Origin of the sequence: Winogradskyella undariae, from assembly GCF_013285155.1 — a bacterium.
GTDB classification, from domain to species: Bacteria; Bacteroidota; Bacteroidia; order Flavobacteriales; family Flavobacteriaceae; genus Winogradskyella; species Winogradskyella undariae.
This window is the reverse complement of sequence record NZ_JABTEL010000014.1, coordinates 18419-31859: the sequence shown is the minus strand read 5'-3', so window position 1 is coordinate 31859 and position 13441 is coordinate 18419. Positions and strand designations below refer to the sequence as shown.

Below are 13441 nucleotides of genomic sequence, written 5' to 3'. Positions count from 1 at the left end.
AAACACTATCAATAACTATCATATAGCAATATCAACTATACCGCTATCAAATTTCAAAACCCTAGTAAAAACAATTATCTTGCAATGCATAAGAGTGCCCTCAAAAAAATCTGTTAAAAAACGAGAGACACATTAAAAAACAAGCCTTAAAACATGATCTACACTATTATTGATGTTGAAACCACAGGAAAAAGCAACCGTCTTACCGAAATTTCAATTTTTAAATTTGATGGCAACACTGTTATAGATGAATTTACATCACTAATTAACCCCATTATTTACATACCAGATCACATCACGGCACTTACAGGCATTGATAATAATTTGGTTGCTAATGCCCCACTTTTTGAAGATATTGCGCAACAAATTTTAGACATTACCGAAGACACCGTTTTTGTAGCTCATAATGTAAATTTCGATTATAACGCCATTGGTGGTGAATTTAAGAAATTGGGCATAGAGTTTAACAGAAAGAAATTGTGTACCGTAAGATTATCTAGACGCTTATTACCCGGACATCGTTCGTACAGTTTAGGGAAACTATGCAAAGATTTAAACATAGATTTAGTAGGGAGACACCGTGCCAGAGGGGATGCAGAGGCTACAGTAAAATTGTTTCAACTTATGTTAGAGCAACCTGAAGCGGATGCCGTTTTTAAAGAGTTTTTAAATAAGAATTCTAGAGAAGCTACCTTACCGCCTAATCTTCCTAAAGAAACTTTTGAAGCCTTACCAACTACAGCGGGCATTTATTATTTCAAAAATAAAAAAGGCAAAGTCATTTACGTAGGTAAAGCTATTAATATTAAAAAAAGAGTTCTAAGTCATTTCTATAGCAAAACAAAAAAAGCTCAAGATATGGTTAGAGAAACCGGTGATATCGATTTTGAAACTTCAGGAAGCGAACTTATAGCACTCCTTATGGAAGATGCTGCTATAAAACACCATTTTCCAATTCATAATAAAGTAGCTAAACGGGCACCACAAGCCTTCTCTATTGTATCTTACCAAGATCGAAAAGGTATTATACATTTAGCCAGTAATAAAGGGAATCTTGTTCCTAATCCTATCGTTACGTTTTATAGCCTTAGAGAGGTTAGAGCCTTTTTAGAAAAGCTGTGTGCAAAGTATAATTTATGTCCTAAATATTGTCATTTACAAGAAGATGTTTCAGAATGCTCACACTACAACCTTACCGAATGTAAAGGTATTTGTAAAGACGAAGAACCTGTAGAAACCTATAATAATAGAGTTCTCGAAGCGATCTATGAGGTCTCTAATCAAAAAACCGATATAATTCTAAAAGAAAAAGGAAGAACCGAATACGAAGAAGCCTTCATTATGATTAAAGAAGGTGAATATCTTGGCTATGGTTTTATTGAAAAAGAAGTACAAATCAATCATGTTGAAGAGCTAGAGGACTTTTTAATACCCCAGAAAAACAATAGAGACATTCAAAAAATCTTAAGACCATATATTGTAACCATATAAAGCCTTTTAAAATCATATGTAATTACAATACACTTTACAAATCGTCTTTCTTCTTTTTCTTCAAAATAAAAAACACTGCAATAATAACTATAGGCATAACGATGTAAACAATAACATCAAAAGGATTTGAGACATCTATAGGCGTATTACTTCCTGGTTTAGGTGTTCCTGTTGGGGTTTGTAATAATAAAAACGACATACTGTTTAACATAGTTCTGTACTTTAGAGGTTCATTCTTAAAATACAAAACAATAACTAGGTTAATCTTAAAATTAACTTAAACCTAAATTCACAACCACAAACAGTTTCAAATACAAAGAATATATAATCATATCCAAATATATTCAATCACCTTTTTTACCTATTTTAATAACTATTAAAAATCAGAGCTCTCCCCCGGGTATGCGTCGGGTATGCCTCGGGTGTACGTCGGGTATGCCTCGGGTCAGCCATTTATAATTCTAACGGTATTAATCCATTATAATTTAAGCAGTTTAAGTATTAAAACACAAACGCCTACCCTTCTTTACGTAATACAGCTAATGGAGAGCTTTTTAATACCGTTCTAATATTACTTAGACCTATAATTAAAACTAAGAACGTAATTCCAGGCAAAAACACCAAAAACGGAATCATTGAAGGTACAAACGGTTCATTAAATAATAAAAGCGCCAAACAAAGACTACTCAATAAGGCGAGCAGAATACCAACTAAACTCCCTAATAATCCTAAAAATAGATATTCTAATGCTGTTATTTTTAAAATCTGAGCATTCTTAGCTCCAAGAGTTCTTAGCAAAACACTTTCTTTTATGCGCTGATATTTACTTGTTCTTACAGAGCCAATAAGCACTATAATTCCTGTAACAATACTAAAGAATGCCATAAAATTAATCACCCAAGAGACTTTATCTAAAATATCTTCAACAATATTAAAGACTTGACGCAAATCTAAAACCGTTAAATTAGGAAACTCAGAAATCAATTCTCTTTGAAGTTTAGCTGAGCGAAATTCATCAGGAACTGAAGTCATAATCACATTAAACTGTGGGGCATCTTCCAATACGCCTGCCGGAAATAATACTGTAAAATTAGGATGTAGTTGCCCCCAATCTACAGCTCTTATACTTCCTACACTCGTTTCCATTAAAACACCTTGAATATTAAACACAACGGCATCTCCTACTTTAAGCTTCGTGCTTTCTACTAAATTATCTGAAATCGAAATTTCTATAGGATCACCCGCTGCCAATCTTGGCGTCCAAGTACCTTCCATTAAGGTTTCAGAATCTATCAACGAGTCTCGGTACGTGGCTCTAAATTCATGACTAAAAACCCAACGTCTTACCTGCGTTGTAGAGTCTTGACGTAAATCATTTATCAAATCCCCATTAATACTATGCATACGCATCGTTACAATTGGTATGGCAGACATCACTGGTAAATCATTGGCTTTAATACGTTGCTCTACAGCTTCACGTTGTTCGGTTTGCACATCTAATAAAATTAAATTAGCATCACCAGAACTCTGTTCAATATCTGTTTTGGCTAAAAGAATATCTTTTGTAAAATAAAGCGTACTGATTAAAAAAGTCCCCAAACCAATGGCCACAACTAAAACTACCGTTTGGTTGTTAGGTCTAAATAAGTTTAATAAACTCTGACGTGCTGTAAAACTCCAACGCAATGGAAAATAACGTCTAACGCCTTTTATACTCAGCGTAGCCACACCTGCTAATACAGCAAAAGTAATAAGGGTTGCAACTACAAATGCTAAAGCATAGACGGCATTATTAAGTAACCAAAACGAGAATAAAAACAGAAAAACCAATATTGCACCATACACAAACAACCTTACTTTTAAGGGTTCTTGTGAAGCTTTTTCATCGACACGCAACACTTCTAAAGGCGATACATACCAAGTTCTAAGCAATGGTAGTAAAGCGAACAATACAGACATAAACAGCCCTAGAAATACACCTATAATTAAAGGTTGAACAGAAATCGATATTTCAACAGAAAAAGGTAAAAAATCTTGCAGTAAATAAGGAAACAAAGTCTGAACGCCTATACCTATCAATGAGCCAATTAACCCACCAATAACACCAATACCTGCAATTTGAATAAGGAATATAAGGAAACTTTGTAAACGCGATGCGCCCATACATTTCAGTACAGCGATGGCTCTTAGCTTCTCTTTTATATAAATGTGCACAGAGCTAGCAATACCAATACAACCTAATAACAAGGCGATAAACGCAGCAAGATTCAGGAAGTTCCCAACATTCTCATAACGTTTACCTAAACGTCTACTCGTACTTGTATGGGTATCAAGATTTAAATCTACAGCCTCTAGTAAAGGACGCATAGCTCTTGCAAATTTATCAATATCTAATGTATCTGATCTTTTATAGAAAAACTGATATTCTTTTCGACTTCCAAATTGAAGCAATCCTGTAGCCTCAATCGATGCAAAAGGAATAATAATCGGTGGTGCTACTGAGGTTGAAATTGCCGTACTTCCTGGTATGGCTTTTAAGGCACCAGAAATAGGTAATGTTAAATTCCCAACTTTTATAGAATCTCCTGGTTTTACATCAAATTGAAGCATTAAAGTAGCATCAACCAACGCACCACCTAACTCTTGATAACTTTTTGATGCAGTAGCTGGTTCTGTATCAATAGTGCCGTAAAAAGGAAAATCACCTTCTAGTCCTCTTACTTTAACTAGTTTAGTGCCTCCGTTCTTAGGAAAAGCAACCATTGACACAAAGTTAATTTCCTTAGCATCGGGTTGTAATGAATCAATAATTTGTTGTTCAAGCGCTGTCGGTGCTTGCCTACTATCTAGCGTAAAATCTGCACCCATTAAGGCTTTAGATTGCAATTTTATATTGTCTTTAAGATTGCTACTAAAAAGCTGAATTGATACGACTGCCGAAATCCCTAATATAATTGAAGCCATAAAAAGCAACAATCGCACACGACTCGCCTTAGCATCTCTCCAAGCCATTTTAAATAGCCAGGTTGTATTTTTATTCATGTATTGTAAAATATTTACAGTACTTCCGTACGTTCATTAGTTAAGATATGTCCTCCTTTTAGTCTTAAGATTTGCTGAGTTCTGTTCGCTAAATCTAAATCGTGAGTGATAATGACTAAAGTGGTTCCTGCTTCTTTGTTGAGTTCAAAGAGTAATTGAATCACTTTTTCACCGGTTTCTTCATCTAAATTTCCTGTAGGTTCATCAGCAAATAAAATAGAAGGGGCATTTGCAAAAGCTCTTGCTAAAGCCACACGTTGTTGCTCTCCTCCAGAAAGTTGTGACGGATAATGATGAATACGCTTTCCTAACCCTACTTTCTCTAGTAATTCTGTGCTCTTTTTAACAGCAGCTTTATCGCCTTGTAATTCTAAAGGCACACTCACATTTTCTAACGCCGTTAGTGTTGGTAAGAGTTGAAAATTCTGAAATATAAATCCGACATCTTTATTTCTTAATTGCGCACGTTCATCCTCATTAAGCGCATTTAAATCTTGTCCGCAAAGCTCTACAGTACCAGAATTTGGTTGGTCTAAACCAGCACATAAGCCTAATAAAGTCGTTTTACCACTTCCTGATGGCCCTACAATAGAAAATGTCTGACCTTTTTCTACTGCAAAAGAAATATCATGTAAGACCGTTAATTGTTTGTTACCGCTAGAATAAGTCTTTTCTAGACCAGTTATCTTTAATATATTTGGCATACTAATTTTAATTAAATAAGACACTTTATGTCCAAGGCTCAAAATACTCAATTGCATTTAAATCTACTAACCTCAGTAGCTCAGAAATTCATAAAGTTTTGTTATTTTATAATTCTGTTCTTAGTCGTTTCTTGTGGAGAAAATAACACTGAAAAGAAAATAAATGAAGCTAAGTCCGAAAAAGAGACCGAACAAACAGAAGCTACAGATGCAAGTACTAAAACTATTTTATGTTTTGGTGATAGTATTACAGCAGGTTATGGCTTAGATGATGTTACTGATGCTTTCCCTGGTGTGATTCAACAAAAAATAGACTCTTTAGGTTTAGATTATACGGTTGTAAATTCTGGAGTAAGTGGAGAAACAACGGCAGGTGGTAGAGGACGAATCGATTGGATTCTAAATCAAAAAGTTGATATTTTTATTTTAGAACTAGGTGCTAATGATGGCTTACGAGGTGTTAATCTTGTAGAAACCACTATGAATCTTCAAGCTATTATAGATGCTGTAAAAGCAAAAAGCCCGAAAACTAAAATTGTTCTTGCAGGCATGCAATTACCGCCAAACATGGGACAAGAATATACTAGAGATTTTAAACAAATCTTTATGAATGTTGCAGAAAAGAATGAAATAGAATTAATTCCTTTTATTTTAGAAGACGTTGGTGGTATTGCTGAGTTAAATCAGAAAGATGGCATTCACCCTACAGTTGAAGGTCATAAATTGGTTGCAAACACCGTTTGGAAAACCTTAGAACCTTTACTTGAAAAATAGTTATTCTAAGTAAGCCTAAATAAAAAGACCTCACCAACTTTAAAAGTAGTGAGGTCTTTTTTTATTAAGAGATAGGCGAATTATTAAACCACATAAACACGAACTTTCTTTTTCTTTAATCGTGAATTATTCAATTCTGAAACTAAACCTTCCGCAAGGCTTGCTGGCACAGAGACAAAGGCACAATCTTGTTTTAATTCAATAATTCCTAATTGATCTTTCTTAAGCTTACCTTGTTTAAAAAATAAACCTGCAATATCTCCTTTAGAGATTTTATCCTTTCGACCTCCAGAAATAAAGAGGGTTTCCCAATAGGTTGGTTTTATTGTAGATTGATTAGAAATATCTGCAACATCTGTAGCGTCTATAAACTCAGGTAACAACTGATCTTTCCACTTTAAAACATAAGCCGTTCCTTTTGCAGAAACACGAGCTGTACGACCGTTTCTATGAATAAACTCTTCTTTATGTAATGGTAATTCATAATGTATAATGAATTCCATTTCTGGTACATCAATTCCTCTTGCGGCTAAATCCGTAGCAATAAGTAATTGATAAGTTCCATTTCTAAATTTAATTAAAGCACGCTCTCTATCCTTCTGCTCCATGCCGCCATTAAAACAACCATGCGTAATGCGATGTTTATTTAGAAAGTCGCTCACAGTTTGAATACTATCCTTTAAATTACAGAAAATAATACCTTGCTGACTCCCTAAATGCTTCAGCAATTCTAATAAAGTAGTTAGTTTACTTTTATCTGGCGAAATCACCAATTTAATAGCGAGTTTAGATACCTTAGTATGTAAATAATCAATCACAGTCGGATTCTTCAAACCTACAAAATCAGGAATTTCAACACCTTGTGTCGCCGAAGTTAAAACACGTTTATTTAAAGCTGTTAAATCTTTAATAATGCCACGCATTTCATATTCAAAACCGACTTCTAATGATTTATCAAATTCATCTAAAACCAATGTTTTAATATCTTCTTTAATAAAACGCTCGTTTGAGAAATGATCATCAACACGCCCTGGTGTTCCTACTAAAATAGCTGGTGCATGTTTTAATTCAATCTTATCTTTAGACATCGCTCTACCACCATAAACCGCATTGACTTTATAACCAGACCCCATAGAACGAATCACTTGCTCTATCTGAATGGCTAATTCTCTTGAAGGCACTAAAATTAAAGCCTGAATATTTTCACAATCAGGATCTAAACTTTGAATCAACGGCAAAGCAAATGCTAAGGTTTTTCCTGTTCCTGTTGGTGAAAGCAATATGGTATTTGCTGTATTAGGAATGATTTGCAAGGCTTCTTCTTGCATAGGGTTTAAAGCTGAAATGTTTAATTTTTCTAATATTTCAGCTTGATTCTTTACGGGTTCTGCCATAATTACTTCTTTTTCTTTGGTTTTGAAGCTTCTGGTTTTTCGACCTTGCTTTGCGTTTGTAACAAATAATTTGCAAGAATTTTATCGACTAATTCTTCCTTCGTTAAATGATGAAATATAGTTTTTATTTCAGATTTTAAACCTTCAGAAACCTCACGATTCGGTTTTGTTTTAAATATTTTTTTCGCCCATAATAAGGTATTATTATCTTCAATACTCTGAGCATTTGCTTTTTTAATTTCTTTAAAAGTGATTCCTAATTCATCTTCAAAACCATCAATATCAATAACTTCTTCTTCCTGTAAAACCGTTAAAGACAAACCTTTTGCTCCTGCTCTTGCAGTACGTCCACTTCTGTGCACATACGCTTCATAAGTATCTGGTAAATGATAATTAACCACATAAGAAATATCTTTTACATCAATACCACGAGCTGCTAAATCTGTAGCAACTAATATTGAAATGTGGCCTTCTCTAAATTGTCCCATAATACGATCTCTAATACCTTGAGACAAACTTCCATGAAGTGCTCCTGAAGAAAACTTATTTATAGCTAAATTTTTAGCTAACTTATTTACAGCAGCTTTAGTTTTACAGAAAATAATACCGCGTTGCCCTGCTTTAGAATTTAAGAAATGCATTAAAATTTCTAGCTTTTCTATAGGTTCTACAACAACAAATTGATGATCTATGCCTTGATGCCCTAAAGTTTCCATGTCTGCTTCAACCTGAACCACATGCTTAGACATGTAATTCTGTACCAATTGCTTAATGGCACCAGAAAGTGTTGCCGTAAACAAAAACGTACGTCTCGCTTTAGGAATCGCTTTAATGATAATATCTAAATCCGTTTTTAAAGCGCTTACCATTTCATCTGCTTCATCTAAAACAAGATATTTAAGCGTTTTAATATTTACAGCTCCACGACTTATTAAATCTACCAAACGACCTGGTGTTGCTACAATAATATGCGTCTTTTCTGTTAATCGTTCTATTTGTGGCTTTATAGGAATCCCTCCAAAGGTCGCCGCTATAGAAATTGCTGAACTATGCTTTGAAAAGTCTACTAAATTAGCATGAATTTGTTGTCCTAATTCTCTTGTTGGTGCTAAAATTACAGCTTGAATATTGGTATCTTCAACATCAATTAATTGTAATAATGGCAAACCGAAAGCAGCAGTTTTCCCTGTTCCTGTTTTTGCAATTGCTACAACATCATCCTTTCTATTAAGGATAACAGGAATGGCTTTTTCTTGAATATCTGTTGGAACAGAAATCTTTAATTCCGCTAAACTTTGTATAAGTTCTGCGTTGATTCCTAAATCGGAAAAGTGCTTAGACATAAAATATAATTTTTGCAAAGGTAAGAATACCGTTTTTGGTAATGGAAAAAAAATTATCATTCCGAAACATGAGAAATCTCATAAAGAATAAAAGTTTAAACGTTGTCATTTCTGTAAAAGTAGAAATCCATAATAAATACCTCCTATTTCAAAACCATTCACAAATAATAGGTATAGCGTATATACTCCATAGATACTCCGTACCCAGTCCGTACCTAAAAAAGCAAGAGTCTAAATAAAAGAAATAACCATTTAATACGTCAGCGCTAACAGAAAATCTAATCAATAAAAAAAGTAAAGCTTGTTTCTTTATAAAAAACAAGCTTTACTTTATAATCATAAGAGGCTTCTTACCTTCAGATTAATTCAAATAAAATGAAATATACTAATCTGTAATAAGTGCTTTTACCTCATCGAAATCTAAACCACCATAATTACCTGAGCTCATTAACAATAACGATTTGTTATTAAAGTTTTGAGAAAACAAAAAGTCCTTAAATTCTTCTGGATTGGTACAAATAATTAAATCATCGCGTTGAAAAGCATTCGCAATTTGTTCTTTAGAAACTTCTTCTAGTTTTTTAATTTCGACAGCATGTGGAGAGTAAAAAACAACGGCAACATCTGCGGCATCTAAAGCGCCTTTATATTCTTTTAAAAATTCAGCATTAAGACTACTGTAAGTATGTAATTCTAAACACGCTACTAAAGTTCTGTTACTGTATTGCTCTTTTACAGCTTTTGTAGTCGCTTCTACTTTACTTGGCGAATGGGCAAAATCCTTATAAGCAATGCTTGTTTTAGATTCGGCAATTTTCTCTAAACGCTTGCTTGCGCCTTTAAATGTAGATATAGCTTCGTAGAAATCATCTTCATCGATCCCCATGTGTTGGCAAATCCATTTGGCTCCTGCTAAATTATTTAAGTTATGCGCCCCAAAGACTTCAATAGGCATTGGTCCTTCAGGAGTTTCTAATAAAGTCTCTCCATCTTCAACCGTATATTCTGGTGTTGTATAAGGTATTTTTCTGATCTGATTTTCAGAAGCTTCTACTATGCGCTTCACCTCAGCATCTTCTTCATTGTAATTAATACTTCCTCCTCTAACAATAGAATCTACAAATATTTTGAATTGCTCTACGTAGTTTTCATACGTTGGAAACACATTAATATGATCCCAAGCAATTCCGCTTAACAAAGCTATATTCGGCTTATATAAATGAAATTTTGGACGCATATCAATCGGAGAACTTAAATACTCATCGCCTTCTAAAATCATAAAATCATTGTCGTCGGTAAGTTTCACCATAACGTCAAAACCTTCAAGTTGTGCGCCCACCATATAATCTACATCACGATCGTGATAATGCATAACGTGTAAAATCATAGATGTAATCGTTGTCTTTCCATGACTTCCACCAATAACTACTCGTGTTTTATTTTTGGCTTGTTCATATAAAAACTCAGGATAACTATAGATTTTTAAGCCAAGTTCTTGTGCTTTTAAAAGTTCTGGATTATCTGCTTTAGCATGCATCCCTAAAACAATAGCATCTAAAGATGATGTAATTTTTTCAGGATACCACCCAAAAGCTTCAGGCAATAAACCTTTAACGTTTAATCTTGATTTTGAAGGTTCAAAAATGGTATCGTCACTTCCTGTTACGATATAACCTTTATTGTGAAGTGCTAGGGCTAAATTGTGCATTGCAGCACCACCAATTGCTATAAAATGTACGTTCATTGTATCCTAAAATATATACCGTAAAAATACTACAAGTTTTTTAAAATGTGAAGAACTAAAAGGGATACCTCTAAGCTAAAACAAATGAAATTTATAGTTGATTTGAATAGCGTTGATTATATAAATATTCTACACTTCTCTAATATAATTAAAGTCTCAATAATTAAAAAAAAAGAACATTTGAATTCCTTTTTACAATTCAGGATTAACCGCTAGGCTATTAAATAGTTTTGCTTTTGTATTAAAAAATTTATTCTGAATAGCGATGGCTTTCAATTGACCGTCTATTAATTTAGACTCTCTAGAATTAACCAAAAACAGAGAACTTTCTCCCAATTGAAACTTGCGTTCTTCTGCCTGTAACATACGCTCATAATCGGAAACCATTTCTATGGTAATTTCATTCTGAACCGTGTAAGATTCTAGCTCTTGTTTTAAAGCTGAAATTTTATTTTGAAGATTAACACGTGTAGCATCAATTTCAAATTCAACATCTTGTTGTTTTAATTTTGCGAGTTTTAAATCGCCGCGTTCTTTTCTTAAAAAAACAGGAAAGCTAAGCGTTAACCCTCCTTTATAATCTGCGGTATTAAACGTTTGGGTTTCTTCTGGTTTTTCGCTCAAGAAATTGTACTCTGCTTTTATCTTTGGTAATAATTTATTAGCCTTTAATTTTCGTTCTACATCTAAGCTTTCTAGTTTATAATTTAGAGATAACATTTTAGGGTGTTCTTCTAAAACGGTGTCTTGTTCTCTTAGTTGATTAATATCAAAAGTAGAATCTATTATAGATTCTGAATTAACATCCGGAATCATATCGGGTTGTAATTCTACCGGCACATTATGCTCTAACCATAAATAATTAGACAACTCTAAAGCTGCTTTCATCAATTTTACTTTAGATTGCTCTAAACTTAATTTTCTATCATTAACTGCTATTCTTGCTTCGGTAGCCTCAATTTCAGCATTTTCACCGACCTCAACTCCTTTAGCTATCCCTGTGTAACGCAACTCTGCATTCACTAAAATATTTTCGAATAATTTAAGTTCGTTATAGGCTTGCAACCATTTAAAATAAACCAAAGCAGCATCGTACAATATTGTATTCACATAAATATCTCTATCTAGTTTTGCTTGCTCTCTATACAGTTTAGCCTGTTTTAAAGCTGCCATTCTATTATTTATCCACAACCCTTGACCTAGAGGAACGGAAACACCTGCACTATACAAACCGTTATCTGGCACGGTAGATTCCGGATTTAAATAATACCCCGAGTTATCATCAAAAGCGGCCTTTACTTCTACTCCAAACCATGTTGGTATTTTAAATGTTCCGTTAAGCTTATCGTAATAATCTGTGTTTTTGAATTTCTTCTGACTGTAATCGACTTCAATTTTGGGGTCAAAAGCACCACGAGACTTCATTAATTTCGCCTGACTTTCATCAATGACTAATTCGGCCTGTTTAACTATAGGATGAAACTTTTTTACGAAGCCTAGATATTCATCAAAACGAAGCACTTTAGAAACCTCATTAGATTGTGAAAACCCTAAAGACGTATAACCAACGAGAAGTAGTGTTAATACATATTTCATTTTTACTTCGTTTTAGTATTAGCAGATGCTTTTGGTTGATAATAATTAGGTGGAAATCCGTTAAGTTGTCTCCATAATTCGTACCAAATAGGCACATCTTCTAACAACGCCATAGTATATGCTCCTGAACCTGCTCTAATAGCATCTGGCCAAGCTTGCGTTTCTTTATCTGGTGCTAGAAGCACTCTAAATTTACCATTGGGACTGATAAAATTTTCTACAGCAACTACTTTTGCACCATAAGTTCCATAAGATATATCTGGCCAACCGCTAAAAATCATTGCTGGCCAACCATCAAATTGTACACGTACTTTTTCGCCTATATTAATTAAAGGTAAATCAATTGGTGCTACATAAGTTTCTACCGCTAAATCTACATTAGCAGGCATTACTCCAACTAAATCTTCTCCTTCTTTAAAGGTTTGTCCAACCCCTCCTCTTATCGCTTTATTTATATAACCATCATAAGGCGCTCTAACATACCGAAGATCGCTACGCATTTGGTAATTTGAATACGCATTATCTAATTTTGAAACTTGCGCTTCAGTATCAAACTGGCTAGATTGTGCTGTATACTTATCACTTTGTGCTTTAGAAATTTTATCAGCATACATGGCATTTACTCTAGAAATTTCAACCTGAGCATTAATAATTTCATTTCTACTAGCCAATAATTTGTTTTCTTGTGAAATTAACTTAGCCTCTGTTTCTTGAAGTTTTAATCTTGCATCCTCAACATCCTTTGTGGCCTTAAAGCCTTCCTCTTGTAAAGTCGCTGTTCTTTCATATTTAGACTGTGCGATGGCAATATTTGTTTTAGCAGCTTCAAAATCGATACTATCGCTTTTTACTTTAAGTTTAGATTGTAATAGCTTATTTTTTGATTGCTCTAATTTTAAACCTCTGTCTCTAGATAAAGCTGCAATTTGGCGATCTAAAGCTTTTACTTTTTCTTGGTAAGAACCAACAGATTGTGCTTTAGAGCTACGTTGTTCTCCTGTTCTTTTTACTAAATCCGGATCAAAATATTCACTTTTTATTTCCGAAATCTCCATAATAGTATCGCCTTTAGCCACAAAGTTACCTTCCGAAACAAACCATTTTTCTATTCTACCAGGAATTGGGGACTGAATAGTTTGCGGCCTTTGGTCTAAGCTTAATGTGGTAACATTTCCGTTACCAGATATATTTTGAGTCCACGGCAAAAACAAAATGAAAGCAATTGCAATTGCAGCACCTAATAAAAAACGATTAAAATATTTATAATATCTACCGTTGAAAATACGCTGTCCTGATTTAAATTTTTTTAAATCTACAGACTTGTTAAGTTGGTTATGAGATATGTTTAACATT

Annotated in this window: 10 protein-coding genes; 2 read left to right on the top strand and 8 right to left on the bottom strand. The window is 33.9% G+C overall.

The window, feature by feature from the left end:
* The first annotated feature begins 153 nt into the window (after window positions 1-153).
* Entirely contained in the window at window positions 154-1491 is a 1338-nt protein-coding gene (locus HSX10_RS15840; protein WP_173589227.1) for an exonuclease domain-containing protein, read from the top strand.
* Between the two features lie 34 nt (window positions 1492-1525).
* On the opposite strand, the gene HSX10_RS15835 is transcribed toward HSX10_RS15840, so the two are convergent.
* From HSX10_RS15835 to HSX10_RS15825, 3 genes are all read right to left on the bottom strand, one after another.
* Window positions 1526-1690, bottom strand: coding sequence for an adenylosuccinate synthetase (locus tag HSX10_RS15835; RefSeq protein ID WP_173589226.1), 165 nt, complete (start codon window positions 1688-1690; stop codon window positions 1526-1528).
* 317 nt (window positions 1691-2007) lie between these two features.
* Complete coding sequence (locus tag HSX10_RS15830; RefSeq protein ID WP_173589282.1) at window positions 2008-4503, bottom strand: ABC transporter permease; 2496 nt, start codon at window positions 4501-4503, stop codon at window positions 2008-2010.
* 44 nt (window positions 4504-4547) lie between these two features.
* On the bottom strand, window positions 4548-5237 hold the full coding sequence (locus HSX10_RS15825; RefSeq protein ID WP_173589225.1) for an ABC transporter ATP-binding protein: 690 nt from the start codon (window positions 5235-5237) through the stop codon (window positions 4548-4550).
* Between the two features lie 27 nt (window positions 5238-5264).
* On the opposite strand from HSX10_RS15825, the gene HSX10_RS15820 reads away from it, so the two are divergent.
* On the top strand, window positions 5265-6011 hold the full coding sequence (locus HSX10_RS15820) for an arylesterase (RefSeq protein ID WP_173589224.1): 747 nt from the start codon (window positions 5265-5267) through the stop codon (window positions 6009-6011).
* A gap of 83 nt (window positions 6012-6094) precedes the next feature.
* On the opposite strand, the gene HSX10_RS15815 is transcribed toward HSX10_RS15820, so the two are convergent.
* The 5 genes from HSX10_RS15815 to HSX10_RS15795 form a co-directional block, all read right to left on the bottom strand.
* Complete coding sequence (locus tag HSX10_RS15815; protein ID WP_173589223.1) at window positions 6095-7405, bottom strand: DEAD/DEAH box helicase; 1311 nt, start codon at window positions 7403-7405, stop codon at window positions 6095-6097.
* 2 nt (window positions 7406-7407) lie between these two features.
* Window positions 7408-8748, bottom strand: a complete 1341-nt coding sequence (locus HSX10_RS15810) for a DEAD/DEAH box helicase (RefSeq protein WP_173589222.1) — start codon at window positions 8746-8748, stop codon at window positions 7408-7410.
* A gap of 385 nt (window positions 8749-9133) precedes the next feature.
* Window positions 9134-10492, bottom strand: coding sequence for a UDP-N-acetylmuramate--L-alanine ligase (locus HSX10_RS15805; protein ID WP_173589221.1), 1359 nt, complete (start codon window positions 10490-10492; stop codon window positions 9134-9136).
* Window positions 10493-10684: 192 nt separating this feature from the next.
* Window positions 10685-12088: a TolC family protein gene (locus tag HSX10_RS15800; protein WP_173589220.1), complete on the bottom strand. Its 1404-nt coding sequence runs from the start codon at window positions 12086-12088 to the stop codon at window positions 10685-10687.
* A 2-nt stretch (window positions 12089-12090) separates the two neighbouring features.
* Window positions 12091-13440, bottom strand: coding sequence for an HlyD family secretion protein (locus HSX10_RS15795; RefSeq protein WP_173589219.1), 1350 nt, complete (start codon window positions 13438-13440; stop codon window positions 12091-12093).
* Window position 13441 lies beyond the last annotated feature (1 nt).